Genomic DNA, 25,180 nt, shown 5'->3' with positions numbered 1-25,180 from the left:
CCGTAGGAGAGGGGCGGGTTACTTGAGATCGGCCTCGGTGTAGTAGCCGCCGTCGACCAGCACCTGCCGGTAGTTGCTCTTGTCGACGCTCACCGGCTGGAGCAGGTAGGCGGGCACGACCTTCGTCCCGTTGTCGTAGGTCTTGGTGTCGTTGACCTCGGGCTTCTTGCCCTTCAGGGAGTCGTCCATCATCGAGGCGGCGACCTCGGCGAGCTTGCGGAGGTCCTTGTAGACGGTCTGCGTCTGCTGACCGGAGATGATCGACTTCACCGAGGCCAGCTCGGCGTCCTGGCCGGTGATGACCGGCAGCGGCTTGCTGCCCGAGCCGTAGCCGTCCGACTTCAGGGCGGACAGGATGCCGATGGAGATGCCGTCGTACGGCGAGAGGACCGCGTCGACCCGGCCGCTCCGGTAGGACGAGGTGAGGATGTCCTCCATGCGCTTCTGCGCGGTGGTGCCGTCCCAGCGCAGGGTGGTGACCTGGGTCAGCTTGGTCTGCCCCGACTTGACCACCAGCTGCTTGCTGTCGATGTACGGCTGGAGCACCTTCATGGCGCCGCCGAAGAAGTACTTGGTGTTGTTGTCGTCGTTGGAGCCGGCGAACAGCTCGATGTTGAAGGGGCCCTTCTTGCCCTTGCCCAGCCCGAGCCTGTCCACGATGTACTGGCCCTGGAGGGTGCCGACCTTCTCGTTGTCGAACGAGGCGTAGTAGTCGACGTTCTCGGTGCCGAGGATCAGCCGGTCGTAGGAGATGACCGGGATGTGCGCGTCCGCGGCCTGCTGGAGCACGCTGTTCAGCGACTTGTTGTCGATGGCCGCGATGACCAGGCCCTTGACGCCCTGCGTGATCAGGTTCTCGATCTGGGAGACCTGCTGCTCCGGGTCGTCCTCGCCGTAGACCAGCTTGGTCTTGTAGCCCTTGGCCTCCAGATCCTTGACGACGTTCTTGCCGTCGTTGATCCAGCGCTCGGAGGACTTGGTCGGCATGGCGATGCCGATGGTGGCGCCCTTGACGTCGCCCGTCTTCTCCTTGCTGCCGCCCTCGCCGCTCTGGCCGCAGGCGGTGAGGGTGAGGGCGAGCGAGGCGGCTCCGGCTATGGCGGCGAGGGCGCTTCTACGAGTGCGCATGGTGATCGGTCCCTGTTCTTCTCGTCGTGGAGAGCTTGTTGAGCGAGGTCGGTGAAGCGCCCCGGAGGGGCGCGGGACTGCGGGTCGGGAACCTGGGGGAGTGACCGGCCGCGCACGGCCCGCAGCCCCCGTCGGTCATCCGGTGGCACCTTCGGAGGGGAACCGGTGCAAAGCTCCCGGCAGCCGGGAGCCGAGCGGCGCCATGTCGCCGTCCGCGCCGTGCCGGGCGAGCAGGTCCAGGGCGAGCCGGCCGCGCCGTACCCGCTCCCGGGCGGTGTCCAGGGTGACGTCCCTGAGGTGGGTGCCCCACGGGTAGATGCCGGGCGCCTTGGACAGCCCGAACTTCAGGTAGAGGGGTGCGCCGCGCCGGATCAGCTCGGCGACCTCGTACATCCGGACGTAGCCGCCGAGGTCGTCGGGGGCCTCGATGTACATGTCCATGGGGGCGCCGGAGACCCGGCGGATCTCGGTGAGGTGGTCCAGCGTCAGATCGCTGGGCACGTTGACGGAGTCGGCACCGAGCCGCTCGTAGACGGCGTACGAGGCCGGGTTGACGGGACCGATGAGCGCCGAGACCTTCAGCGTGGTGTCGGCCGGGATGATCCCGGCCTGTCTGGCCCGGTGCAGGGTCCACAGCACGCCCTCGTCCGCGACGAGCAGGCACTTGACGCCCAGTTCGGTGGCCCGGACGGCGTCCTCGACGCAGCCGGCGACCGCGTCGTGGCCCCGGGCGCGCAGTCCGGCCCCCCGTGAGTCGGACCGCACCGAGCCGCCGATGTCCCAGGTGCCGCGGGGGCCGGTGAACAGGCAGAGTTCGATGTCGCGTTCGCCGGTGGCCTCGACCATCTCGGTGATCTCGGCGTCGGTGAGCATCCACACGCCGCTGCCCTGGCTGATCCGGTGGACCGGCACGTCGAGGCGCGAGGCCTCCTTGAGGACGACCGCGAGCGCTTCGGGTCCCTCGCACGAGGGGATCTCGGTCCGCCAGCGGCCGCCGCCCGGGAAGGTGTGGGCGGAGGTGTCGGCGGGGTCGAGGGCGGGCGCGGCCAGGCCCAGTGCGGCGAGCACCTGCTCGCCGGGCCTGCGGGCTGCCGGAGCGGAAGCGTCGGTCACAAGCTGTCCTTCATGTTCGGTATTTCGGACAAGGTTCGGGGCTCTCGGTACGAAAAAGCGCCGGGTGTACGCCGGTCGGGGCGCCGTCAGGTCACGTCCCGGCCGGCGTACGGTCAGGGGCGGAGCAGCACCTTGCCCACCTTCGGATCTCCGGCCCCCACCAGCTCGATGGCCTGCGGGAACTCGGTCAGCGGCAACTCGTGTGTGACCAGCGGCAGCGGATCCAGCAGCCCGGCGCCGAACACCCGCACGGCGTGCGCCCAGGCGTCCGGCGGTGCTCCGAAGACGGTGTGCACCTCCAGCTGCCGTACGACGAGATCGGTCGGGTCGAGCCCGTCCGCGCCCGGCGCCGGGATCCCGGTGAGGACCAGCCGTCCGCCGCGCCGCAGCAGAGAGGCGGCGGTGCGCGCGGCGGACGCCGAACCCGCGGTCTCGATGACCACGTCGAAGTCGTCGGGCAGTTGCCGGTCCCTCAGCCGGAAGTCGCTCGCCCCGAACCGCCGGGACAGCGCCTCGCGGTCGCCCCGCGTGCCCACCACCAGCAGTTCCACCGGGGATACGGCCTTCAGGAACTGCACCGCGAACATGCCCAGCGTGCCCGTGCCGACCACCGCGACCCGCTCGCCCGGCCGGGCGTTCGCCTTCAGCGCGGCCGCGGCGATGCAGGCGGCCGGCTCCAGCAGCGCGGCCGCGGTCAGGTCGGCGTCGTCCGGCAGGACGTGCAGCAGCCGGGCGGGCAGGGTCAGCGTGGCCGCCATGGCGCCGGGCCGGGTGAACCCGGTCTCCTCGTACCCGGCCGAGCACAGCGTGGTCTCGCCCGCGTGACAGCGGTCGCAGACCTGGCAGTTGCGGAAGCCCTCGCCGACCACCTTGCGGCCGACGAGCGAGCCGGGCACCCCGGCCCCCACCGCCCGCACGGTCCCGGACCACTCGTGCCCGGGCGTGAGCGGATACCGCACGTACCCTTCGGGCCGGTTGCCCTGGTACACCTCGCGGTCGCTGCCGCAGATTCCGGCCGCGTGCACCGCGACCAGCGCCTCCCCGGCACCGGGCTCGCGCGGCGTGTGGGCCTCGACCCGGTGCACGCCCGGCGCCTCGACCAGGACCTGGGAACTCACTTCGTACCCTTCGGCTTGCGCTGCTCCCAGCCCTCGGCCCACAGGTCGAACCGGGCCTGCTGCTGGGGGAACTCGGCCGCCGCGTCGACGTCCAGCTCGACGCCGAGGCCGGGCGCGTCGGACAGGTGGAAGTAGCCGTCCACGACCTGCGGCGCCCCCTTGACCACCTTCTTGATCTCCGCGTCCGCGAAGTCGTTGAAGTGCTCCAGGACCTTGAAGTTCGGGGAGGTGAACCCGACCTGGAGGGAGGCGGCCGTGAGCACGGACCCGCCCACGTTGTGCGGGGCGACGAGCATGTAGTGGGTCTCGGCGGTGGCGGCCAGCTTCCGGGTCTCCCAGATGCCGCCGATGTGGCCGACGTCCGGCTGGATGATGTCCACGGCCTGGCTGTCGAACAGCTCGCGGAACTCGATCCGGTCGTGGATCCGCTCACCGGTGGCGACCGGGATGTCGACCTTGGCGGCGACCTTCTCCAGCGCCTTCAGGTTCTCCGGCGGCACCGGCTCCTCCAGCCAGGCCGGCTTGAACGGCGCCATCTCCCTGGCCAGCCGGACGGCGGTGGCCGGGGAGAACCGGCCGTGCATCTCCAGCATCAGCTCGGCCTCCGGGCCGATGGCGTCCCGCACGGCCTCGATGAGCGAGACCGCGTACAGGGTCTGCTCGTGGTCCAGCTCGAAGTGCCCGGTGCCGAACGGGTCGATCTTCAGCGCCTTGTACCCGCGCTCCATCACCCCCCGCGCGGCCTTGTGGTACGCCTCCGGCGTTCGCTCGGTCGTGTACCAGCCGTTGGCGTACGCCTTGACCTTGTCGGTCACCTTCCCGCCGAGCAGCTGCCACACCGGCACGCCCAGTGCCTTGCCCTTGATGTCCCAGCACGCCATCTCGACGACCGCGATGCCGGACATGACGATCTCGCCGGCCCGGCCGTAGTCGCCGTACTTCATGCGGCGCACCAGGTCCTCGACAGCCAACGGGTCGGATCCGAGAATGTGGTTGGCCTCGGCCTCCCGCAGGTAGCCGATCAGCGCGTCGGTGTGCCCGAGCATCCGGGTCTCGCCGACTCCCGTGATGCCCTCGTCGGTGTGCACCTGGACGTAGGTCAGGTTGCGCCACGGCGTGCCGACCACGTGCGTGCTGATTCCGGTGATGCGCACGGCAGTTGCCTCTCAGCTGTTCGAGATTTCGTCACACGTTCGAAATGCTGGCGTGACAGTAAGGATGGTCCGGCAGGGGTGTCAATGGGTCGAACGGGTAACGGTTTCGGCAAGGCTTTCGAGAACTTTTTCGACTTCGCACCAAACCTTCACAGCCCCGCCTGGAACGGGGCCCGCGCGGACTCTAGTCTTCCCGCGTCATGGACTACTGCTCCCCGTGCCAACGGCACCTCAACGGCGCCCTGGCCTGCCCTGGGTGCGGAACGCCGGCCGACCGCCTCGCCGTCACCACGGCTGTCTCGGCCGCGCATCCGCACGCGTACGGGCACGGGTACGCGCAGCCATCGACGACGGGGTACGACAACCCGTACGACGCCCCGTACGACCCGCTCGGCGCACCCGAGGCCCCGGACCAGCCGGACCGGTGGCGGGAGCCCGGCGAGGACGACCGCGCCGACGGCCGTGCCGGCGCGTACGCGGGGGAGGACACGGACGAGTACGCGGACGAGGACTCGGACGAGTACGCCGACCGTGAGAACGCCGAGGAGGCCGCCGCCGGCGGTCGGCGGGCCGCCCGCGCCGGGGCGAGCCGCCGGGACCGCAAGGCCGCCGTGCACCGCCGTCGCCGTCGCCGCACGGTGCTGATCGCGGCCGGGTTCGTGCTCGCGGCCGGCGGACTGAGCCTCGCCGAACTCGGCACCGACGCGCCCTTCTCGCCGTTCTCCGGCGACACCCCGGCACCCGCCGGGGACACCACGGCGGACGGCGGCGCCGCCTCCACCGCGCCGGGCAGCACCGCCCACCCGGTCGACGCCCCCTCCGGCGCCTCCGCGAGCGCGCGCGACTCCGCCTCCCCGGACGCCTCGGCCTCCGCGTCCCCCTCGAAGTCCCCGCGGGAGAAGGATTCCGCCTCCCCCTCCGCCAGCGACACCGGCGAGGCCCGGCAGTCGGCCGGCAGCGGTTCCGGTACGACCGCGGCCACCCCCACCGCCCCGGCCGCCAGCGCGCCCGCCGGCACCCCCAGCGCGGCCCCGACGACCGCCGCCCCCACCCCGGAGCCCTCGCCCACCAGGACCTGCGACCGCTTCCTGTGGTGGTGCACCTGAGCGCATCCGCGGCGCGCCCCGGCGCACCGCACCGCGCGCCGTCCCGTCCCATCCGCCGTCCGGGGCATCCCTGACACCCACCGGCCCGTACGGGGGTTGAGTCGAACGGGCACGTCTCGCCGTACCGATCTCGGGCACGCCCGGAGATCGGCAGGGGCGTCGCGCCGACGGGGAGCAGTGAAGAGCGGATCGGTCAAGGAGTGCGGATGACGCAGGAGATCACCGTCCAGGGCACGGTCACCGAGGGCTTCGAGCCGGTGCGCGAGGAGTTCGCCGCCCTGGTCGCCGAGGAACGTCAGGACTACGAGGGGCAGTTGTGCGCGTACGTCCACGGCCGCCGGGTCGTGGACCTGTGGGCGGGCCCCGGCGTGACGGGCGACTCGCTGTACGCCGTGTACTCGGCGACGAAGGGCGCGGCCCATCTGGTCGCGGCGCTGCTCGTGCAGGACGGCACGCTGGAGCTGGACCGGAAAGTCACGTACTACTGGCCGGAGTTCGCCGCCGAGGGCAAGGGTGCGCTGACCCTGCGGGACCTGCTCGCGCACCGCGCGGGACTGGTCGGCACCGACACCGGGTTCACCCTCGCCGAGCTGGCCGACGACCGGGTGATCGCCGAACGCCTCGCCGACCAGCGGCCCTTCTGGCGGCCGGGCACGGCCTTCGGCTGCCACGCGCTCGTCATCGGCGCGCTGACCGGCGAGATCGTCCGCCGGGCGACGGGCCGTACGCTCCAGGAGGTCTACGAGGAGCGGATCCGTGCCCCCCACGGCCTCGACCTCCACCTGGGCCTGCCCGCCGCGCACGAGCCACGCTTCCGCACGGTCCAGCCGATGCTGCCGACGCCCACGCAGCAGGCCCAGCTCGACGCCGTACCGACCGGCCCGCACACCCTCGCGTCGATCGCCTTGAACCGGCACGGCGCGCAGCCCACCGACCTGGAGAGCCTGCCGAACGAGCGGCTGATCCGCGCCAAGGGCCCCGCCTCGGTCGGCGGCGTCGGCTCGGCCCGCGGCCTGGCGGGCATGTACGCGGCGATGATCAGCGAGGTGGACGGGAGGGCTCCGCTGCTGAAGGAGGACACGCTGGCGGAGTTCGGCCAGATCCACTCCGCGGGCTACGACCTGGTGGCCCGCGCCCACAGGTCCTTCGGCCTGGGCTTCCAGGCCACCGCCGACACCTGGCACCCCTTCCTGGGCGCCGCCACCGTGGGCCACAGCGGCACCAACGGCGTCCAGGCCTTCGCGGACCCGCACAGCGGCATGGCCTACGGCTACACGAGGCGCAGGTGCGCGTTCCCGGGCGGGGCGGCCCCCGAGAACAACAGGCTTGCGGCCACCGTCCAGCGAGCGATCCTGGCAACCCCCTAGGGGCGCGGGGCGGATACCCGGCAGACGCCCCCGGCCGAAAGAGCAGCCGCACCCCACGTCCAAGGATGCGGCTGCCGATGTGGAAACGACGAAGGTCAGACCAGCGTCACGGTGATGTCTCCCCGGGTCGCCTTCGAATAGGGGCACACCTGGTGAGCCTTCGCGACCAGGTCCCGCGCGGTCGCCGCATCCATGTTCGGGATGCTCGCCGAGATCTCCACGATGATCCCGAACCCGTCGTCGTTCTTCCCGAGCCCGACCTTCGCGGTGACGGTCGACCCGGAGACGTCGGCGCCCTCCTGCCGGGCGACCACGCCCAGGGCCCCCTGGAAGCACGCGCTGTAGCCGGCGGCGAACAGCTGCTCCGGATTGGTCCCGGACCCGCTGCCGCCCATCTCCTTCGGCGGACTGACGACGACGTCGAGTCGGCCGTCGTCCGTGGCGACCCGTCCGTCGCGGCCGTGCTCGGCGGTGGCGACGGCGGTGTACAGGACGTCGGACTGCGTGATGGGCATGCGGTTGTCCTTCTCCTCGGTCCGCCGCGACTCGCGCCCACGATCGCCGACGGATTTCGGAAAGAAGTTACCGCATGCCGAAAATCACGGGAAGGTCAGAGCTTGACGACCATCTTGCCGACGTTGTCGCCGCGCAGGACCCCGAGGAACGCCTCCAGGTTGTTCTCGATGCCCTCGACCACGGTCTCCCGGTACTTCAGCGCGCCCGAGGCGACCCACGGGCCGACCTCCTGGACGAACTGCGGCTGAAGGTCGTAGTGGTCGCCGACCAGGAAGCCCTCGATGCGGCCCCGGGTCTGGATGAGGCGGGCGAGGTTCCTCGGGCCGGGGGCGGGCTCGGTGTTGTTGTAGACCGAGATCATGCCGCAGACCGCGATCCGGCCGCCCTCGTTCAGGGAGCCGATGGCGGCCTCCAGGTGGTCCCCGCCGACGTTGTCGAAGTAGACGTCGATGCCGTCGGGTGCCGCCTCGCGCAACTGCTCGGCGACCGGGCCGCTCTTGTAGTTGAACGCGGCGTCGAAGCCGTACTCCTCCACCAGCAGCCTGACCTTCTCGTCGGAGCCGGCCGAGCCGATGACCCGGGAGGCGCCCTTGAGCTTGGCGATCTGGCCCACCTGGCTGCCCACGGCCCCCGCGGCGCCCGACACGAACACGGCGTCGCCCTCCTTGAAGGAGGCGGTGCGCAGCAGGCCGGCGTAGGCGGTCAGGCCGGTCATGCCGAGGACGCCCAGGTACGTCGACAGGGGTGCGGCCTGGGCGTCGACCTTGACGGCGTGCCCGGCGTCCACGGCCGCGTACTCGCGCCAGCCGAGGAAGTGCAGGACGTGGTCACCGACCGCGATGCCCTCGGCGCGGGACTCGATCACCTCGCCGACCGCGCCGCCCTGCATGACCTTGCCCAGCTCGAAGGGGGCGACGTACGACTTCGCCTCGCTCATCCGGCCGCGCATGTACGGGTCGACGGAGAGGTACTTGTTCCGCACCAGCACCTGACCCTCGCCCGGGGTCGGGACCGGCGCCTCGACCAGGGCGAAGTCCTCGGGCTTCGGCCAGCCGACGGGACGGCTGAGCAGGTGCCACTCGCGGTTGATCATGACAGCGCCTTTCCTGTTACTTCAGTACCTTAAACAACCCTGCACCTGAATATTTCATGATGTCAAGTAACCGGGTATCCTTCAGACCATGTCCACCCCATCCAAGAGTCATCGCCCCGACGCCCTCACCCTGGAAGTCGTGGAGCTGATCGGTGACGTCGTGGCCCGCTTCTACGCGGACTACGAGAAGGCGGCGGGCGAGCACACGCTGACCGGCCCGCAGGCCCGGCTGCTCAGCCTGCTCTCCCTGGAGCCGCTGCCCATGCGCAAGCTGGCGCAGAAGCTGAAGTGCGAGCCGTCGAACGTCACCGGGATCGTGGACCGCCTGGAGTCCCGCGGCCTGGTGGAGCGCCGCCCGGACCCGGCCGACCGCCGGGTGAAGGTGGCCGCCGCCACCGAGGAGGGCCGCCGGGTGGCCCGGGACCTGCGCGAGGGCCTGCACTTCGCGCGCGAGCCGCTCGCCGCCCTCACCGACGACGAGCGCGGCTCCCTGCGCGACCTGCTCCGCCGCATGCTGGACGTCTGAGCAGCCGCAACCGCAGCCACAGCCGTCCGGCCGAGCCAGTAAAGTCCTCGTCATGCGCGATCTCGGGGTGGGTTTCGGTTATCTGCTGAAAGGCCAGCGCTGGGTGGCCCGGCACGGACGGCAGTACGGGTTCGGACTGCTGCCCGGCCTGATCACACTGGTGCTGTACGCGGCCGCGCTGGTCGCGCTCGCCCTGTGGGGCGCCGACGCGGTCGGCTGGGCGACCCCGTTCGCGGACGACTGGTCCAGCCCCTGGCAGGGCCTCTTCCGCGGCTTCCTGACGGCCGTCCTGTTCGCCCTCGGCCTGCTGCTCGCCGTGCTGACGTTCACCGCCGTCACCCTGCTGGTCGGCCAGCCCTTCTACGAGAGCCTCTCGGAGAGGGTCGACGCCGACGTCTCGCCCGACGGCATCGCTCCCCGGTCCGGCCTCCCGCTCTGGCGCGAGCTGTGGATCTCGGCCCGGGACAGCGTGCGCATCCTGGCCCGGGCCGGCCTGTGGGGCGTCCTGCTCTTCGCCCTCGGGTTCCTGCCGTTCGTCGGGCAGACCGTCGTACCCGTGATCGGCTTCTTCGTCACCGGCTTCTTCCTCACCGAGGAACTCGCCGCCGTGGCGATGCAGCGCCGGGGCGTCGACCTGCGCGCCCGCCTCACCCTGCTCCGCTCCCGCAAGGCCCTGGTCTGGGGCTTCGGCACGCCCCTGGGCCTGGCCTTCCTGGTCCCGTTCGTCGCGGTGTTCCTGATGCCGGGCGCGGTCGCGGGCGCCACGCTCCTCGCCCGGGACCTGCTCGGCGAGGAGATCGCCGGTGAGGCCGAGGAGACGGCACAGAACGTCACTTCCTGACCGGGGCGTTCGCCGTCGCGCCCACGGACACGGCCACGATCGCCCGCACCTGCCCCACGATGTCCAGCCGGTTGCGCACGAACTCGGGGTCGGTCACCTCCGTGGTGTTCCCGGCCCCGAACCGGAGCACCGGGGTGTGCACATGCCCGCCGGGCAGGGTGTCGTGCAGCCCGAGCCGGTCCCGCAGCAGGGTGGCCCGGTAGGCGATCTCGTTGGACAGGTAGTCCCCGCCGGCCCCGGCGCGCGCGGTGGAGCCGGGGGTCGGTCCGTCCGGCCGTACGACGGGATCGCCGCCGCCCGCCGGGATCTCGGTCACCTCCGTGTGGTCGTACACCGGGAAGCGGCCCGTCGGCGCGGCCACGACGGCGGCGTACGGCAGGGTCGTGCCCGTCCACTGCGGCTGTGCCGACGGGTCGGCGACCGGGACGGTCCCGGTCCGGGAGACGTTGTCGTTGTCCGGGAAGCCGCCGCGCCAGGCACCGTTGGTGCGCTCGATGTCGAACCGGCCGACGCGGCCCTGGCTCACGGTCGTGAACAGGTCCACCCTCGGCAGGTACGGCCGCAGCGTCCGCTCCACCGTGCCCTCGGCGAAGTCGTCCCAGCGCACCGGGAACACGGCGGTCTCGATCCGGGCCGGCCCCCGCGCCGTCTCGACCACCGTGCCGTCGAGCGCGAGCGCCGTCGCCCCGGAGGGGTTGGAGATACGGATGTCCCGGTCGAGCGTGAACGGGTCGAAACCGGTGAGCAGCACGCGCCGCAGCCGGCCGGACGCCGGGTAGCGGATGTCGGTCTGCCCCCGCGAGGTCCGCTCCAACCGGTCCAGCAACGCGTCCCGTTGTCCGCCGGTGAGGCCGAACCGGGGCTCCCAGGTGCGCACGTGCCGGCTCATCCCCAGCCGCGCCCAGTACAGCGGCCGGTCGTCGTCCCGGCTCAGGTCACCACCCGCCGGCCCCCGCCCCTGCGCCCGGTCCACGGCCCGCCGCCACAGTGCGGATCCCTCCCGTACGACGATGCGGCGGGCCTGCGCGTAGTCGTGCGCCCCCTCCAGCGCACGGCCGAACTCCGCCGCCACGCCGTCGAATCCCGACCGCCGGAGGATCTCCTGCGGCACGGCGCCGTCGAGCCGCTGCTCCTCGGCGGTGGGGGAGGGGGCGGTGGCCGGTGCGGCGGAGGCGGTGGCCGGGGGAACGGCCAGTCCGGCCAACAGGGCCAGACCGAGGACGCCGGAGCGAACGCGTATGCGGAGCACGGGAGTTGGTGTCCTTCCGTCGGTGCGGGCCGTCCCACGGTAGGCGCCGAGGGGGGTCATCCGCCATGGCCCGGCGCGGCTCCGGCTGCGCGCGCCCTCGGGGCCGCGGTGCCGCCCGCTTCCAGGGGTGCCCTACTCCACCGGCTCGCCCAGCAGCCGCAGGAAGTCACGGAAGGCGCCCGGCATGTCCACCGACTCCGGGTCCAGGAGCCACTGGTACTGGAGGCCGTCCATCACCGCCACGAGCAGCGGGGCGGTCCGCTCGGGGGTGAGCCCGTTGGGCAGCCGGTCCCCGTACTCGGTGCGCAGGACCGCGGCCATGGCCGCGCGGACACGCGCATACCGCTCGGTGAAGTACTCCCGCGCCGGATGCCCCTCCGTCACGCTCTCGCCGAGCAGCGCCGAGAAGGTCTGGATGATCGCCGGCCGCATCGCGTTGTACTCGACCAGCGAGGCCAGCAGATCCATCCGCCACTGCGGGTCCGGCACCGCGTCCCACCGGTCCCGCTCCTGGAGCACGGCCACCAGCAGGGCGTCCTTGGTGGGGAAGTAGTGCAGCAGCCCCTGCTGGGTCAGCCCGACGCGCTCGGCCACCGCGGCCAGGCTCGCCCCCCGGTACCCCCGCTCGGCGATCACCTCGAGCGCGGCCCCGACGATCTCCGCGCGCCGCTCCTCGCTCCTGACCCTCGCGCTCATGACGACACCGTACGACATCCCTCCACCGCGAACATAACGGCAAGATGACGAAACCTACCGCTCTACAGGCCGCGCGGGCACGATGGACCCACCTGAACGGACTCGACGAGGAGGAACCGCGATGGCGGGAGCCCAGCCCACCCCGGCCGACAAGGCCCGCGAGGCGGTCGTGGAGGCCGCCCTCGGCACGCTCGACCTCGACGCCAAGGCGCGGCTGCTGGCCGGCCAGGACATGTGGACCCTGCCCGCACTGCCCGAGATCGGCCTGGAGTCCCTGGTGATGTCGGACGGCCCGATCGGCGTCCGGGGCGTGCGCTGGAGTGCCGACGACCCCTCCGTCGCCCTGCCCTCCCCGACCGCGCTCGCCGCCACCTGGGACCCCGAACTCGCCCGCCGCGCCGGCGTCCTGCTCGCCCAGGAGGCCCGCCGCAAGGGCGTCCACGTCCTGCTCGCCCCCACGGTCAACCTGCACCGCTCCCCGCTCGGCGGCCGCCACTTCGAGTGCTACAGCGAGGACCCCTACCTGACCGGCGTCATCGGCACCGGGTACGTCCGCGGCGTCCAGTCCGGCGGAGTCGGCACCACCGTCAAGCACTTCGTCGCCAACGACGCCGAGACCGACCGCCTCACGGTGAACAACCTGGTCCCCGAACGCGCCCTGCGCGAGCTGTACCTGGCCCCCTTCGAGGCCATCGTCGAGAACGCCCGCCCCTGGGGCGTCATGACCGCCTACAACAGCGTCAACGGCACGACGATGACCGAGCACCACCACCTCGTCAACGAGGTCCTGCGCGGCGAATGGGACTTCGACGGCTGCAACGTCTCCGACTGGACGGCCGCCCGGGACACCGTCGGCGCCGTCAACGGCGGCCTGGACGTCGCCATGCCCGGTCCCCGGACCGTCTACGGCCCCGCGCTCGCCCGGGCCGTGCGGGACGGCAGGGTGGGCGAGGCCGCGGTCGACGCGGCCGTCCGCCGGGTACTGCGGCTCGCCGCCCGGGTCGGCATCCTGGCCGGCGCCGAACCGGTGGTCCCCGCACCGCCCGCGCCGGTCGACGGCGAGGCCCTGGCCCGCGAGATCGCCCGCCGCTCCTTCGTCCTGGTGCGCAACGAGAACCGCGCCCTGCCGCTGCCGCCCCACGGCACCGTGGCCCTGATCGGCGCCGCCGCCCGCGACGCCCGCGTGCTCGGCGGCGGCTCGGCCACCGTCTTCCCGGCCCGGATCGTCTCCCCGCTCGACGGCCTCACCGCCGCCCTCCCCGAGGGCGCCCTCACCTACGCCGTCGGCGCCGACCCGGCCACCGAACTCGCCGTCGCCGACCAGGGCTTGACCCTGCGCGCCGTCTGCCGCGACGCCGCCGGCGAGGTCGTCGGCAGCCGCTCCGCCCCCGGCGGCCTCATCCAGTGGATGGGCTCCGACCTCCCCGACGGCGTCACCCACGACAACCTCCACACCGTCGAGCTGACGGGCACCTTCACCCCCCGCGAGTCCGGCCCGCACCGCTTCGGGATCAAGGGCATGGGCCCCTTCACCCTCACCGTCGACGGCACGACGTACTACGACGACGTCCAGCGCCCCGACAAGGACGATCCGTTCGAGGCCTTCTTGGGCGCCCCCGTCCCCCGGGCCGAGGTGGAGCTGACCGCCGGCGAACCGGTCGACGTCGCCCTCACCCACGTCGTCCGGCTCCCCGAGGACCTCCCGATGAAGGTGGTCGGCTTCGCGCTCGCCCACTCCGGCCCGCAGCGCGACCCGGACGAGCTGATCGCCGAGGCCGTCGAGGCCGCCCGCGCCGCCGGCACGGCCGTCGTCGTGGTCGCCACCACCGACCGCGTGGAGTCCGAGGGCTTCGACCGCCGGGACCTGACCCTGCCCGGCCGCCAGGACGACCTCGTTCGCGCGGTCGCCGCCGCCAACCCGAACACCGTCGTGGTCGTCAACGCCGGCTCCCCGGTGGAGCTGCCCTGGCGGGACGAGGTCGCCGCCGTCCTGCTGACCTGGTTCCCCGGCCAGGAGGGCGGCGGCGCCCTCGCCGACGTCCTCACCGGCGCGCACGAGCCCGGCGGCCGGCTCCCCACCACCTGGGGCCCCCTCGCCGACGCCCCGGTCACCCAGGTCGTCCCGGTCGACGGCGAACTTCCGTACAGCGAGGGCGTGTTCATCGGCTACCGGGCCTGGGACCAGGCCGGCCGCACCCCGTCGTACCCCTTCGGCCACGGCCTCGGCTACACCGACTGGGCCTACGAGTCCCTGAAAGTCGAGGGCACCACCGTCCGGGTGCGGGTGCGCAACACCGGCGAGCGGGCCGGCCGGGAGGTCGTCCAGGTCTACGTCTCCCCGGCCGGGCCCGGCCCGGAGCGCCCGGCGCGCCTGCTGGCGGGCTTCGCGTCCGTCGAGGCCGGGCCGGGGGAGAGTGCCGAGGCCACCGTGGAGCTGCCGCGCCGCGCCTTCGAGGTCTGGGACGAGACGGGGGAGGCGTGGGTATGTGTGAAGGGTTCGTACGAGATCGCCGCCGGACGCTCGATCGCCGACCGCAGGCTGACCGCGCCGATTAACGTCTGATCCGGGACAAGCCTCCCGCATGAGCAGCCCCGGCCCGGGACCTGACCCCTGGGCCGGGGCTCGGCATCTGCGTTTAACACCGTTATGTCCGGTTCGTCAAGTTACGACTTCCCGGAACCTGACCGGGGTGTGGCCGCCGGGGTTCATTTGAAGCAGCCCGAGAACGGCTCGGGCACCAACCCCCCACGGAGGCGGATTCCCATGACGAACACCGAGCGCAAGACCTACAAGAAGCGGCTCGCGATGCTGGCCACCACGGTCACCCTGGCAGCCGGCGGTGTACTGCTCCCCACCACTGCTTTCGCCGCACCGACGGTCGCACCGCAGACGGTGCACACCCAGGTACACGACAAGGCCAAGCACTCCAACGACCACAAGTCCAAGCACAACAACAAGCACAACAAGCCGGTTAAGGGCAAGGGTGCTGGTGCTGGTGCTGGTGCTGGTGCTGGTGCTGGTGCTGGTGCCGGCGCTGGAGCCGGTGCGGGTGCGGGTGCGGGTGCTGGGGCTGGTGCGGGTGCCGGGGCTGGAGCGGGTGCCGGGGCTGGAGCCGGTGCGGGTGCCGGGGCTGGAGCGGGTGCCGGCGCTGGGGCCGGTGCTGGAGCCGGTGCGGGTGCTGGTGCTGGAGCGGGTGCCGGTGCCGGGGCTGGAGCGGGTGCTGGTGCTGGGGCCGGTGCTGGAGCCGGTGCGGGTGCGGGTGCGGGTGCTGGGGCTGGAGCCGGTGCGGGTGCTGGTGCGGGTGCTGGTGCTGGGGCCGGTGCTGGAGCCGGTGCGGGCGCGGGTGCGGGTGCTGGTGCCGGCGCGGGTGCCGGTGCCGGTGCGGGTGCTGGTGCCGGGGCCGGTGCGGGTGCTGGTGCCGGTGGCTGAGTCGGGCAGTGGCCGGTCCGGCGGTGAGGTTTCCCCTTCCCGCCACGGTCGAGGCCTCCGGGCCGGTGGGACTTCCGTCCTCGCCGGCCCGGAGGCCTCCGCGCTGTCCGGGGCCGGAGGCCAGGGCCCGTCGTCCGGATCACGCCGGGCTCGCACGCCCCGGCACCGCGCCTCACCCCGTTGCCGCCGGCTGCCGTGGCTCCGCCGGGGCGCTCTTCTCCGCCTTGCGGCGCACGGCACCGGACCCCGCTCCCTGGTCCGGCCTGAACGCAGCCGAATGACCCTAGGGCGCCGAGACGGCGTACACCGTCTCCGACCGGAAGACCTCCCCGGGACGCAGGACCGTGCTCGGGAAGCCGGGCCGGTTGGGGGAGTCCGGGAAGTGCTGCGTCTCCAGGGCGATCCCGGCGCCGGGGGAGAACGGGCCGGACAGATGGTCGGCGGTGTACAGCTGGAGGCCCGGCTCGGTCGTCGCCACCGTCAGGGTCCGCCCGGACGCGGGGTCGTACAGCTCGGCCACCTCCTCGGCCGCCCCGGTCGGCCCCTTGTCGAGCACGAAGTTGTGGTCGTACCCGGTGCCGACCTTGCGGGCCGTGCGGAAATCGAAGCGGGAGCCCGTGACGTCCGCCGGTTCCCCGGCGGGGATCAGGTCCGTGTCCACCGGTGTGTACCGGGACGCGGCCAGCCGCAGCTCGTGGCCGTCGGCGTGGCCGGAACCGCTCAGGTTCCAGTACGTGTGGTTCGTCAGGTTCACCACCGTCGGCGCGTCGGTGACCGCCTCGTACCCGATCCGCAGCGCACCCGACTCGCCGAGCGTGTACGTCACCGTCACCGCCAGCCGCCCCGGAAAGCCCTCCTCACCGTGCGGGCTGACCCGGCTCAGGCGCAGCCCGTGCGCGACGGGCGTCACGTCCCACACCCGCTTGTCGAACCCGCGCTCGCCGCCGTGCAGCGAGTTCGGGCCGTTGTTCCGCGCCAGCGCGTACGTCCGGTCGTCCAGTGAGAACCGGCCGCCTGCGATCCGGTTCGCGTACCGCCCGATCACGGCACCCAGATACGGCTCGGGATGCGCCAGATAACCGTCGAGACCGGGGAAACCCAGCACCACGTCCACCGTCCGCCCGGCCCCCTCCGGTACCTCGACCGACTGCACGATCCCGCCGTACGACAGCACCCGAACCCGCACCCCGCCGCGCTCCAGCGTCCACCGGTGCACCGGGGTGCCGTCGGAAAGTGTGCCGAAAAGTTCGTTCATGTGGGGAACACTAGGTCACGGTTGGCTCGCCGTGATCCTGCGGTACGCGATCTCCGCCAGCCGCGCCTGGCCGTCCGTGCTGGGATGGAACCAGTCCCAGTGGCTGAGCTGGTCCGTGCCGAAGCGGTAGTCGTACACGGCGTTGTCGTCGAAGCGGCAGCGTGGGTCCTTCGCGCAGACGTCCTTCAACACCTTGTTGTACTCCACCACCCGCTGCTGCACGCTGTCCCGGCGCACCATCGCCGCACTGGTCAGATCGTCCGCGTCGGCCAGCATCGAGGGGCAGATGCCCAGCTTCCACACCTGCTTGCCCAGCACGTTCGCCCGGCCCTGGGACCACAGCCGCTTCAGGTTCGGCACGCTCGCCACGTACACCTGCGTCTTCGGCAGTGACGAGCGCAGGGTGCTCATCGCCTCCTCGAAGTCCGCGCGGAAGTCGGCCACCGAGGTCATCACCGAGGCCGAGGACCGGCAGGCGTCGTTCGCGCCCACCATCACCGTCACCAGCTCCGGGCCGCGGGCGGCCGCCTGCTCCATCTGCTCCGGCAGGTCGGCCATGCGGGCGCCGGTCACCGCGTAGTTCCAGCTGTGCGTCGCCGCCCTCGTCGCGCCCAGCAGCCGTACGGCCAGGCTGTCCACCCTGGCGTCGCGGCCCGTCGCCCACGACACCTCAGGGCAGTCCGACAGCACGGTGCACGCGTCGAAGCCGCGCGTGATGGAGTCGCCCACCGCGGCGAGGGAGCCGGGACTGCGGTCCCACACCGGAGGCCGGACCGCGCGCGCCTTGGTGCCCTTCGGGGCCGGCGCGTGCCCGTCCCCGCCGGCACAGCCGGCGGCACCCAGCACCACGGCCGCCACGACGCAGAGGACGGTCCGCACACGGTGGGTTCGCTTCCGCATCCCTGCTGTTCCCCTCGCTCGACGGTCGGCACTTCCCTCCCATGACAACGTGCGGGGGTTCCCGTCCCCGCCTCCGGGAACGGCGCACCCCCGTACAAGCGTCCCCCTGGGTGAATGGCGGCGGTTTCCTGGCACCGGGACCGACGGTACGTCACACTCCTTGCGCCGCCGCAGGGTAGCCTCGCCATCAACGCGGCCGTCGCGCCACTGCCGCCCAGCCAGTCCGCAAGATGTCCCGCTCTGCCCGGAGGTTCCGGTGACGACACGTGGAGTTCTGTACGTGCACTCCGCGCCGCGCGCGCTGTGCCCGCACGTCGAGTGGGCCGTCGCCGGGGTGCTCGGCACGCGCGTCAACCTCGACTGGATCCGGCAGCCCGCGGCCCCCGGCACCTGGCGCTCGGAGTTCTCCTGGCAGGGCGAGGCCAGCACCGCCTCCAAACTCGCCTCCGCGCTGCGCGGCTGGCGCCTGCTGCGCTTCGAGGTCACCGCCGAGCCCTGCCCCACCGCCGAGGGTGAGCGCTACAGCTGCACCCCCGACCTCGGCATCTTCCACGCCGTCACCGGCATCCACGGCGACATCCTGATCCCCGAGGACCGCCTGCGCGCGGCGCTGACGCGCTCTCAGCGGGGCGAGACCGACCTGGAAGCAGAGATCGCCAAACTCCTGGGCAAGCCCTGGGACGACGAACTGGAGCCGTTCCGCTACGCCGGCGAGGGCGCCCCGGTCCGCTGGCTGCACCAAGTGGTGTAGCGGGCCCCGAGGAGGCGCGGCGACCCGCGCGGGCAACCACGACGGACCGGCATCCGGCGACGAAGAGCCACCACCAAAGGCGATGGCCCGATCTCCATCACAGGAGACCGGGCCATCGACGTCACGGGACTCAGATCGTCCGGAACGCCAGCACCACGTTGTGCCCGCCGAACCCGAACGAGTCGTTCAGCGCGGCGATACGGCCCTCGGGCAGCTGACGCGCCTCACCGACGACGACGTCCGCGTTGACCTCGGGGTCGAGGTTCTCCACGTTGATCGTCGGCGGGGCCGTACGGTTCACCAGCGCCAGGATCGACGCGACGGTCTCGATGCCACCGGCACCGCCGAGCAGGTGACCGGTCATCGACTTGGTCGCGGAGATCGCCATGTGGTCGACGTCGTCGCCGAACACCTTGCGCAGCGCCTTGATCTCGGCGACGTCACCCTGCGGCGTCGACGTGGCGTGCGCGTTCACGTGCACGACCTCGGCCGGCTTCAGGTCGGTGTTGTCCAGCAGGTTCTGCAGCGCGTGCGCGATGCCGTTGCCGGACGGCTCCGGCTGCGTGATGTGGTGGGCGTCGGCGGAGATGCCCTGGCCGACCGCCTCCACGTAGATCCGGGCGCCGCGGGCCTTCGCGTGCTCCTCGGACTCCAGGACGATCACACCGGCGCCCTCGCCGAGCACGAAACCGTCCCGGCCGGCGTCGTAGGGACGCGAGGCACCCTGCGGGTCGTCGTTGTTCTTGGACATCGCCATCATGTTGCCGAACGCGGCGATCGGCAGCGGGTGGATGGCGGCCTCGGTGCCACCGGCCACGACCACGTCCGCACGTCCGGTGCGGATCATCTCGATCGCGTACCCGATGGCCTCCGCGCCCGAGGCGCAGGCCGAGACGGGGGTGTGCACACCGGCGCGGGCACCCAGCTCGATCCCGACGTTGGCCGCCGGGGAGTTGGGCATCAGCATCGGCACGGTGTGCGGGGAGACGCGGCGTACGCCCTTGTCCCGCAGGACGTCGTACTGGTCCAGCAGGGTCGTCACGCCGCCGATGCCGGAGGCGATGACCGCACCGAGACGATCGGGGTTCACGGACGCGTCCTCACCGGCCTTGGCGGTGAAACCGGCGTCCTTCCAGGCCTCCTGAGCGGCGATCAGCGCGAACTGCGCGGACCGGTCCAGCTTGCGGGCCTGCGGGCGGGGGATGATCTCGCCCGGTTCGACGGCGATCTGCGCGGCGATACGGACCGGCAGCTGAGCCGCCCACTCCTGCTCCAGGGGGCTGACGCCGGACGTGCCGGCGAGCAGGGCCTCCCAGGTCGAGGCTGCGTCGCCACCCAGCGGTGTGGTTGCGCCGATACCGGTGACGACCACGGTGCGATTGGTCGGGCTCACGGGAATTCTTTCTCCAACGGATACGGGAGGACTACCCCCGCGTCAGCGGGGATTACGGCGCCACCGCCGGGTGGCGGGGCCTTGCAGCCTGCGGCCTAGGGGGTGGCTCAGGCCTGGTGCTTGAGGATGTAGTCGGTCGCGTCGCCGACGGTCTTGAGGTTCTTGACGTCCTCGTCCGGGATCTTCACGTCGAAGCGCTCCTCGGCGGCGACGACGACCTCGACCATGGACAGCGAGTCGACGTCCAGGTCGTCGGTGAAGGACTTGTCCAGCTGGACGTCCTCAACCGGGATGCCGGCGATCTCGTTCACGATTTCGGCGAGACCGGCGACGATCTCTTCCTGAGTGGCGGCCATGTCAGGCGCTCCTTCTTAGATATTCCAGACGGTTTGTGGCAGTTTTCCCCCTGCCGGATCGCATGATCCGGCACGGAGTGCCTAGGGGAGGGTAACGACCGTGGCGGCGTAGACGAGACCCGCCCCGAATCCGATGACGAGCGCGGTGTCGCCGCTCTTCGCCTCCCCGGTCGCCAGGAGCCGCTCCATCGCGAGCGGGATCGAGGCGGCCGAGGTGTTGCCGGTGGTGCGGATGTCACGGGCGACCGTGACGTGCTCCGGCAGCTTCAGTGTCTTCACCATCGAGTCGATGATCCGCACATTGGCCTGGTGCGGGATGAAGACGTCCAGGTCGTCCGCGGTGATTCCGGCCGCGTCCAGCGCCTGCTGGGCGACCTTCGCCATCTCGAACACGGCCCAGCGGAAGACCGCCTGGCCCTCCTGCGTGATCGCAGGGAACTTGATGTTGCCCTGGCTGTCCAGGGGCAGCTGGGAGACGTCACCGAGGGCGAAACGGTCCCAGGGGACGGTCTGCTTGATGGTCTCGGACTTGTCGCCCTCCGAGCCCCACACCGTCGGGCCGATCGCCGGCTCCGTCGAGGGGCCGACCACGACCGCGCCGGCGCCGTCACCGAACAGGAACGCGGTCGCCCGGTCCTCCAGGTCGGTCAGGTCGCTCAGCCGCTCCACGCCGATCACGAGCACGTGGTCGGCGGAACCTTCCACCACCAGGCCCTTGGCGAGTGTCAGGCCGTAGCCGAAGCCCGCGCAGCCGGCCGAGATGTCGAAGGCGGCGGCCTTGTCCGTGCCCAGCCTGTCGGCGATCTCCGTGGCGACGGCCGGGGTCTGGGTGAAGTGCGAGACGGTCGAGACGATCACCGCGCCGATCTGCTCGGCGTCGATCCCGGCGTCCGCGATCGCCTTCCCGGAGGCCTCGATCGCCATCGCGGCCACGGTCTCCTCGGGACCGGCCCAGTGCCGGGTCTCGATGCCGGAGCGCGAGCGGATCCACTCGTCGGAGGAGTCGATCCGCTCCAGGATCACCTCGTTGGGCACCACCCGGGTCGGCCGGTAGCCGCCGACGCCGAGGATGCGCGCGTGCGGGGCACCCTTGCTGGGCTTGATCTTCGCCATGTACGGCTCCTTAGGCGCCTGTGTGCTCTGCGAGCAGAGCGCGGGCCGCGTCGAGGTCGTCGGGGGTCTTCAGCGCCAGCGTCCTGACACCGGGCAGAGCACGCTTGGCCAGGCCGGTCAGCGTGCCGCCCGGGCACACCTCGACGAGCGCGGTGACGCCCAGCTCCTTGAACGTCTCCATGCACAGGTCCCAGCGCACCGGGTTGGCGACCTGGCCGACCAGCCGCTCCAGCACCTCCGTGCCGGAGGCGACGGCCCGGCCGTCCTTGTTGGAGACGTACGGCACCTTCGGGTCGGCCGGCGACAGCTCCGCCGCGGCCTTGGCCAGGGTGTCCACCGCGGGCGCCATGTGGCTGGTGTGGAAGGCGCCGGCCACCTTCAGCGGGACGACCTTGCGCACGCCCTCGGGCTTGTCCTCGGCCAGTGCGGCCAGCTGCTCCAGCGTGCCGGCGGCGACGATCTGGCCCGCGCCGTTGATGTTCGCCGGGGTCAGGCCCAGCTTCTCCAGGTGCGGGAGGGTCACCTCGGGGTCGCCGCCGAGCAGCGCCGCCATGCCGGTCTCGGTGACCGCGGCGGCGTCGGCCATCGCCAGACCCCGCGTGCGGACGAGGCCGAGGGCGGCCGTGTCGTCCAGGACGCCGGCGAAGGCGGCGGCGGTGATCTCCCCCACACTGTGACCGGCGACCGCGCCGGGGGCGATCTCGGAGATGTCACCGAGTGCCGCGGCGGACAGGATGCCGGCGGCCACGAGCAGCGGCTGCGCCACCGCGGTGTCACGGATGGCGTCGGCATCGGCCTGGGTGCCGTAGTGGACGAGGTCCAGTCCGATGGCGTCCGACCAGGCGGCGACGCGGTCCGCGGCACCGGGCAGTTCGAGCCAGGGGGTCAGGAAGCCGGGCGTCTGAGCGCCCTGGCCGGGAGCGACGAGTACGAGCACTCTCACACTCTCTCTTGGGGACGGGCACGGCCGCCCGTGAGGACAGGGACGAAGAACACGAAGGGCTTTTGTGGGCCTCCGACAAAACCCTATGTCTGGGGTTCACCATCGGCCAGACGCCCCAGGATGAGCGCGATCCGCAGTGTGAACGCGGATCGTACATCCGAAGGCGACCATCCGGTGACATCAGTCACACGTCGGAGCCGGTAGCGCACGGTGTTCGGGTGAACGAAGAGCATCCTCGCCGCGCCTTCCAGACTGCTCGCCTGCTCCAGGTACACACTCAGGGTTTCCAGGAGCGCGGAGCCGGCCTCCTCCAGCGGTCTGTAGATCTCCTCCACCAGCTGCTCGCGCGCGCCCGGATCACCCGCGATCGCCCGCTCCGGCAGCAGATCGTCCGCGAGCACCGGCCGCGGCGCGTCCTGCCAGGCCGAACAGGCCTTCAGCCCCGCGGCGGCGGCCTGCGCGGACCGGGTGGCGGCCAGCAGATCGGGGACGACCGGACCCGCGACCACCGGCCCGGCGGCGAACGGCCCGATCAGCGACTTGGCGACCGCCAGCGGATGGGGGCTGCCCCCGGCGATGACGACCAGCCGGTCCCCGAGCACCCCCGTGAGCACCTGGAGCTTGGCGTGGCGCGCGGCCCGCCGGATCGCCTCCACCGTCAGCTCGCTGTCGCCGTCGGGCGCGGTCCCGAGCACCACGCACACGTGCTCGGGCGAGTTCCAGCCCAGCGCGGCGGCCCGGCTGACCGCGCCCTCGTCCGCCTCCCCGCTCAGCACGGCGTTCACCACCAGCGACTCCAGACGCGCGTCCCAGGCACCGCGTGCCTCGGCGGCCTGGGCGTACACCTGGGCGGTGGCGAAGGCGATCTCCCGGGCGTACACCAGCAGCGCCTCGCGCAGCACGCTCTCGTCGCCGGGCGCGGCCACCTCGTCGATGGCGCTCTCCATGACCTCGATGGTGGTCCGCACCATCTCCACGGTCTGCCGCAGCGTGATGGCCCGGGTCAGCTCACGCGGGGCGGTCCCGAAGACGTCCGTGGAGATCGCCTGGGGTGCGTCCGGGCGCCGGAACCACTCGGTGAAGGCCGCGATGCCCGCCTGGGCGACGAGGCCGATCCAGGAACGGTTCTCCGGGGGCATGGCCCGGTACCACGGCAGGGACTCGTCCATGCGCGCGATCGCCTGCGCGGCGAGACGCCCCGAGGACTTCTCCAGTCGCTTCAGGGTCGCGGAGTGCGGGTGGACGTCGTGGGCTGCGGGATCGCCGTTGTGGGATTCGGGTTCGGGCACGGGGACAAGACTGCCTTATCGGGCCGGGCAGGTGCGCCGCCGGGGCTGTGCTTGACGGCTCGGTCGCCTCCGGGGGGCGCCCTCCTCCGAACTCCCTCGCGGCCGACGCGTGGGGACAGGCGGTGTCGGTGGGCCCTTGCCCCTGGTCGGATCCCGGGGCCCGGCCGGGCTACCGTGATGACCGTGATGGACGTTCGGCGCGCCGGTGAGCGCTACCGCGGAGGGGACCCCGGGGCCGGGATCGACACCCGGCACGCCTTCTCCTTCGGCCCGCACTACGACCCGGACAACCTGCGCTTCGGCGCGGTGATCGCCTGCAACGAGGAGCGGCTCGCCCCCGGCGCCGGCTTCGCGGAGCACCCGCACAGCCACACCGAGATCGTCACGTGGGTGGTCGAGGGCGAGCTGACCCACCGCGACTCCACGGGCCACGAGACCCGGGTCCGCCCCGGGGACGTCCAGCACCTGAGCGCGGCGGCGGGCGTACGGCACGTGGAACGCAACGACGGGGACGCGCCGCTGACCTTCGTCCAGATGTGGCTGACGCCACACGAGCCCGGCGGCGACCCCTCGTACCACCTCGTCCCGGGCATCGCCGACTCCACGCCGTACGCGGTACCGGCGGCGGGCGCGATGCTCCACGTACGGCGCCTGGAGCCGGGCGGGCGGACGGCGGTCCCGGACGCGGCGTACGTGTACCTGCACGTCGTGCGGGGCGAGGTCCGGCTGGCGGGGGAGGAGCTCCACCCCGGGGACGCGGCGAGGATCACCGGGGCACAGGCCCCGGAGTCCCTGGAGGCGGTGGCGGTGACACCGGCGGAGCTCCTGCTCTGGGAGATGACGGCTTAGCCGCGCAGCTCCGCGAGCACCGCGTCCGTGAAGGCCGGCCACGCCTCGATCGCCCAGGGCCCGAACGCCCGGTCCGTCAGGGCGACGCCCGCCACCCCGGCGTCCGGGTCGATCCACAGGAACGTACCGGACTGCCCGAAGTGCCCGAAGGTGCGGGGCGAGGAAGAACTCCCCGTCCAGTGCGGGGACTTCCCGTCGCGGATCTCGAAGCCCAGCCCCCAGTCGTTCGGGTTCTGGTGCCCGTACCCCGGCAGCACCCCCTTCGTCCCCGGGTACTGCACCGTCATCGCCGCCGCCACGGTCCGCGCGTCCAGCAGCCTCGGCGCCTGCACCTCGCCCGCGAACCGCAGCAGGTCCTCCACCGTCGACACACCGTCCTTCGCCGGCGAGCCCTCCAGCGACGTCGACGTCATGCCCAGCGGCTCCAGCACCGCCTGCCGCAGGTACTCCGCGAACGGAATGTCCGTCGCCTTGGCGATGTGGTCCCCGAGCTGCTCGAACCCGGCGTTGGAGTACAGCCGCCGCTCCCCGGGCGCGGCCGTGACCCGGTGCTCGTCGAAGGCCAGCCCGGAGGTGTGCGCGAGCAGGTGCCGGACCGTCGACCCGGGCGGACCGGCCGGCTCGTCCAGCTCGACCGCCCCCTCCTCGTACGCGACGAGCGCCGCGTAGGCCGCCAGCGGCTTGGTGACGGAGGCGAGCGGAAAGCGGTGCCCGACGGGACCGTGCGTCCCGAGGACGGTCCCGTCGGCTCGTACGACACCCGCGGCGGCGGTGGGGACGGGCCAGTTCTCGATCAGCGCCAGGCTCTGCAACGACATGCGTCCGAGCCTATGCGGCTCCCGGCGGCAGCCGCACCGACGGGTCGGGATCCCGCGTGAAGCCTGGGCAGGCGTACCGCGCTCGGCCTGCGGCGAGGCGTCGACCAGCACGTCCCCGGCACATCCTCGGGCTGGGCCCGGCGCGCACGACTCATGGGCCGCACACCGGACGGCCG

The 25,180-nt window shown here is 72.3% G+C and carries 24 protein-coding genes; 7 read left to right on the top strand and 17 right to left on the bottom strand.

Going from position 1 to position 25,180, the window contains the following annotated elements:
- Positions 1 to 18 precede the first annotated feature (18 nt).
- The 4 genes from chvE to S1361_RS13325 all read right to left on the bottom strand — a co-directional run bounded on the left by chvE (position 19) and on the right by S1361_RS13325 (position 4,513).
- Entirely contained in the window at positions 19 to 1,128 is a 1,110-nt protein-coding gene (gene chvE / locus S1361_RS13340; protein ID WP_208032076.1) for a multiple monosaccharide ABC transporter substrate-binding protein, read from the bottom strand.
- Positions 1,129 to 1,263: 135 nt separating this feature from the next.
- A complete protein-coding gene (locus S1361_RS13335) occupies positions 1,264 to 2,241 on the bottom strand; it encodes a hypothetical protein (protein WP_208032075.1) in 978 nt (325 codons plus the stop codon).
- 113 nt (positions 2,242 to 2,354) lie between these two features.
- A complete protein-coding gene (locus S1361_RS13330; protein ID WP_208032074.1) occupies positions 2,355 to 3,359 on the bottom strand; it encodes a zinc-dependent alcohol dehydrogenase in 1,005 nt (334 codons plus the stop codon).
- The gene (locus tag S1361_RS13325; RefSeq protein WP_208032073.1) at positions 3,356 to 4,513 is read right to left on the bottom strand and encodes a mandelate racemase/muconate lactonizing enzyme family protein; all 1,158 of its coding nucleotides are present in this window, start codon (positions 4,511 to 4,513) and stop codon (positions 3,356 to 3,358) included. Before S1361_RS13325 ends, S1361_RS13330 begins: the two co-directional genes overlap by 4 nt.
- 200 nt (positions 4,514 to 4,713) lie before the next feature.
- Here S1361_RS13325 and S1361_RS13320 point away from each other — a divergent pair, with 200 nt between their 5' ends.
- Together S1361_RS13320 and S1361_RS13315 are read left to right on the top strand one after the other, a co-directional pair.
- Positions 4,714 to 5,619 carry an SCO2400 family protein gene (locus S1361_RS13320; protein WP_208032072.1) on the top strand — a complete coding sequence of 302 codons (906 nt, stop codon included), beginning with the start codon at positions 4,714 to 4,716 and terminating at the stop codon, positions 5,617 to 5,619.
- A gap of 206 nt (positions 5,620 to 5,825) precedes the next feature.
- Positions 5,826 to 6,986, top strand: coding sequence for a serine hydrolase domain-containing protein (locus tag S1361_RS13315; RefSeq protein ID WP_208032071.1), 1,161 nt, complete (start codon positions 5,826 to 5,828; stop codon positions 6,984 to 6,986).
- Between the two features lie 95 nt (positions 6,987 to 7,081).
- Here S1361_RS13315 and S1361_RS13310 read toward each other — a convergent pair whose 3' ends face one another.
- Positions 7,082 to 7,501 carry an organic hydroperoxide resistance protein gene (locus tag S1361_RS13310; protein WP_208032070.1) on the bottom strand — a complete coding sequence of 140 codons (420 nt, stop codon included), beginning with the start codon at positions 7,499 to 7,501 and terminating at the stop codon, positions 7,082 to 7,084.
- 95 nt (positions 7,502 to 7,596) lie between these two features.
- Positions 7,597 to 8,595, bottom strand: a complete 999-nt coding sequence (locus S1361_RS13305) for an NADP-dependent oxidoreductase (protein WP_208032069.1) — start codon at positions 8,593 to 8,595, stop codon at positions 7,597 to 7,599.
- An 88-nt stretch (positions 8,596 to 8,683) separates the two neighbouring features.
- Here S1361_RS13305 and S1361_RS13300 point away from each other — a divergent pair, with 88 nt between their 5' ends.
- Together S1361_RS13300 and S1361_RS13295 are read left to right on the top strand one after the other, a co-directional pair.
- The gene (locus tag S1361_RS13300; RefSeq protein WP_208032068.1) at positions 8,684 to 9,121 is read left to right on the top strand and encodes a MarR family winged helix-turn-helix transcriptional regulator; all 438 of its coding nucleotides are present in this window, start codon (positions 8,684 to 8,686) and stop codon (positions 9,119 to 9,121) included.
- A gap of 52 nt (positions 9,122 to 9,173) precedes the next feature.
- Positions 9,174 to 9,962 carry an EI24 domain-containing protein gene (locus tag S1361_RS13295; protein WP_208032067.1) on the top strand — a complete coding sequence of 263 codons (789 nt, stop codon included), beginning with the start codon at positions 9,174 to 9,176 and terminating at the stop codon, positions 9,960 to 9,962.
- On the opposite strand, the gene S1361_RS13290 is transcribed toward S1361_RS13295, so the two are convergent.
- Positions 9,952 to 11,211, bottom strand: a complete 1,260-nt coding sequence (locus tag S1361_RS13290; protein WP_208032066.1) for a pyroglutamyl-peptidase I — start codon at positions 11,209 to 11,211, stop codon at positions 9,952 to 9,954. The two genes, S1361_RS13295 and S1361_RS13290, sit on opposite strands and share 11 nt — an antisense overlap.
- Before the next feature lie 132 nt (positions 11,212 to 11,343).
- The gene (locus tag S1361_RS13285; RefSeq protein ID WP_208032065.1) at positions 11,344 to 11,925 is read right to left on the bottom strand and encodes a TetR/AcrR family transcriptional regulator; all 582 of its coding nucleotides are present in this window, start codon (positions 11,923 to 11,925) and stop codon (positions 11,344 to 11,346) included.
- A gap of 103 nt (positions 11,926 to 12,028) precedes the next feature.
- Between S1361_RS13285 and S1361_RS13280 the strand changes: the two genes are divergently transcribed.
- Positions 12,029 to 14,470 (top strand): beta-glucosidase H, encoded by a 2,442-nt coding sequence (locus S1361_RS13280; RefSeq protein ID WP_208032064.1) that lies wholly within the window; start codon positions 12,029 to 12,031, stop codon positions 14,468 to 14,470.
- Positions 14,471 to 14,879: 409 nt separating this feature from the next.
- On the opposite strand, the gene S1361_RS13275 is transcribed toward S1361_RS13280, so the two are convergent.
- From S1361_RS13275 to S1361_RS13265, 3 genes are all read right to left on the bottom strand, one after another.
- Positions 14,880 to 15,383, bottom strand: coding sequence for a hypothetical protein (locus S1361_RS13275; RefSeq protein WP_208032063.1), 504 nt, complete (start codon positions 15,381 to 15,383; stop codon positions 14,880 to 14,882).
- 237 nt (positions 15,384 to 15,620) lie between these two features.
- Positions 15,621 to 16,592 carry an aldose epimerase family protein gene (locus tag S1361_RS13270; RefSeq protein ID WP_208032062.1) on the bottom strand — a complete coding sequence of 324 codons (972 nt, stop codon included), beginning with the start codon at positions 16,590 to 16,592 and terminating at the stop codon, positions 15,621 to 15,623.
- Between the two features lie 15 nt (positions 16,593 to 16,607).
- The gene (locus S1361_RS13265; RefSeq protein ID WP_208032061.1) at positions 16,608 to 17,492 is read right to left on the bottom strand and encodes an SGNH/GDSL hydrolase family protein; all 885 of its coding nucleotides are present in this window, start codon (positions 17,490 to 17,492) and stop codon (positions 16,608 to 16,610) included.
- A 256-nt stretch (positions 17,493 to 17,748) separates the two neighbouring features.
- Between S1361_RS13265 and S1361_RS13260 the strand changes: the two genes are divergently transcribed.
- Positions 17,749 to 18,243 (top strand): DUF3145 domain-containing protein, encoded by a 495-nt coding sequence (locus S1361_RS13260; RefSeq protein WP_208032060.1) that lies wholly within the window; start codon positions 17,749 to 17,751, stop codon positions 18,241 to 18,243.
- A gap of 130 nt (positions 18,244 to 18,373) precedes the next feature.
- On the opposite strand, the gene fabF is transcribed toward S1361_RS13260, so the two are convergent.
- From fabF to fasR, 5 genes are all read right to left on the bottom strand, one after another.
- Complete coding sequence (gene fabF, locus S1361_RS13255) at positions 18,374 to 19,636, bottom strand: beta-ketoacyl-ACP synthase II (RefSeq protein WP_208032059.1); 1,263 nt, start codon at positions 19,634 to 19,636, stop codon at positions 18,374 to 18,376.
- 107 nt (positions 19,637 to 19,743) lie between these two features.
- Positions 19,744 to 19,992 carry an acyl carrier protein gene (locus tag S1361_RS13250; protein WP_030341284.1) on the bottom strand — a complete coding sequence of 83 codons (249 nt, stop codon included), beginning with the start codon at positions 19,990 to 19,992 and terminating at the stop codon, positions 19,744 to 19,746.
- An 81-nt stretch (positions 19,993 to 20,073) separates the two neighbouring features.
- Complete coding sequence (locus S1361_RS13245; protein ID WP_208032058.1) at positions 20,074 to 21,105, bottom strand: ketoacyl-ACP synthase III; 1,032 nt, start codon at positions 21,103 to 21,105, stop codon at positions 20,074 to 20,076.
- A gap of 10 nt (positions 21,106 to 21,115) precedes the next feature.
- On the bottom strand, positions 21,116 to 22,042 hold the full coding sequence (locus S1361_RS13240; RefSeq protein WP_208032057.1) for an ACP S-malonyltransferase: 927 nt from the start codon (positions 22,040 to 22,042) through the stop codon (positions 21,116 to 21,118).
- 89 nt (positions 22,043 to 22,131) lie between these two features.
- Positions 22,132 to 23,337, bottom strand: coding sequence for a fatty acid biosynthesis transcriptional regulator FasR (gene fasR / locus S1361_RS13235; RefSeq protein ID WP_208032056.1), 1,206 nt, complete (start codon positions 23,335 to 23,337; stop codon positions 22,132 to 22,134).
- A 186-nt stretch (positions 23,338 to 23,523) separates the two neighbouring features.
- Here fasR and S1361_RS13230 point away from each other — a divergent pair, with 186 nt between their 5' ends.
- Positions 23,524 to 24,186: a pirin family protein gene (locus S1361_RS13230; protein WP_208036579.1), complete on the top strand. Its 663-nt coding sequence runs from the start codon at positions 23,524 to 23,526 to the stop codon at positions 24,184 to 24,186.
- On the opposite strand, the gene S1361_RS13225 is transcribed toward S1361_RS13230, so the two are convergent.
- Positions 24,183 to 25,004, bottom strand: a complete 822-nt coding sequence (locus tag S1361_RS13225) for a serine hydrolase domain-containing protein (RefSeq protein ID WP_208032055.1) — start codon at positions 25,002 to 25,004, stop codon at positions 24,183 to 24,185. The two genes, S1361_RS13230 and S1361_RS13225, sit on opposite strands and share 4 nt — an antisense overlap.
- Between the last annotated feature and the right edge of the window lie 176 nt (positions 25,005 to 25,180).

The organism is Streptomyces cyanogenus (assembly GCF_017526105.1).
GTDB classification, from domain to species: domain Bacteria; phylum Actinomycetota; class Actinomycetes; order Streptomycetales; family Streptomycetaceae; genus Streptomyces; species Streptomyces cyanogenus.
Note: the sequence above shows the minus strand (reverse complement) of the source record. Positions and strands in the feature narration are given on the sequence as shown.

Bases quoted from the DNA above. Each gene is read 5' to 3' on its own strand.
- chvE (WP_208032076.1), bottom strand. From the start codon at position 1,128: ATGCGCACTCGTAGAAGCGCCCTCGCCGCCATAGCCGGAGCCGCCTCG.
- S1361_RS13320 (WP_208032072.1), top strand. From the start codon at position 4,714: ATGGACTACTGCTCCCCGTGCCAACGGCACCTCAACGGCGCCCTGGCC.
- S1361_RS13315 (WP_208032071.1), top strand. From the start codon at position 5,826: ATGACGCAGGAGATCACCGTCCAGGGCACGGTCACCGAGGGCTTCGAG.
- S1361_RS13310 (WP_208032070.1), bottom strand. From the start codon at position 7,501: ATGCCCATCACGCAGTCCGACGTCCTGTACACCGCCGTCGCCACCGCC.
- S1361_RS13305 (WP_208032069.1), bottom strand. From the start codon at position 8,595: ATGATCAACCGCGAGTGGCACCTGCTCAGCCGTCCCGTCGGCTGGCCG.
- S1361_RS13300 (WP_208032068.1), top strand. From the start codon at position 8,684: ATGTCCACCCCATCCAAGAGTCATCGCCCCGACGCCCTCACCCTGGAA.
- S1361_RS13295 (WP_208032067.1), top strand. From the start codon at position 9,174: ATGCGCGATCTCGGGGTGGGTTTCGGTTATCTGCTGAAAGGCCAGCGC.
- S1361_RS13285 (WP_208032065.1), bottom strand. From the start codon at position 11,925: ATGTCGTACGGTGTCGTCATGAGCGCGAGGGTCAGGAGCGAGGAGCGG.
- S1361_RS13280 (WP_208032064.1), top strand. From the start codon at position 12,029: ATGGCGGGAGCCCAGCCCACCCCGGCCGACAAGGCCCGCGAGGCGGTC.
- S1361_RS13270 (WP_208032062.1), bottom strand. From the start codon at position 16,592: ATGAACGAACTTTTCGGCACACTTTCCGACGGCACCCCGGTGCACCGG.
- S1361_RS13265 (WP_208032061.1), bottom strand. From the start codon at position 17,492: ATGCGGAAGCGAACCCACCGTGTGCGGACCGTCCTCTGCGTCGTGGCG.
- S1361_RS13250 (WP_030341284.1), bottom strand. From the start codon at position 19,992: ATGGCCGCCACTCAGGAAGAGATCGTCGCCGGTCTCGCCGAAATCGTG.
- S1361_RS13245 (WP_208032058.1), bottom strand. From the start codon at position 21,105: ATGGCGAAGATCAAGCCCAGCAAGGGTGCCCCGCACGCGCGCATCCTC.
- S1361_RS13230 (WP_208036579.1), top strand. From the start codon at position 23,524: ATGGACGTTCGGCGCGCCGGTGAGCGCTACCGCGGAGGGGACCCCGGG.
- S1361_RS13225 (WP_208032055.1), bottom strand. From the start codon at position 25,004: ATGTCGTTGCAGAGCCTGGCGCTGATCGAGAACTGGCCCGTCCCCACC.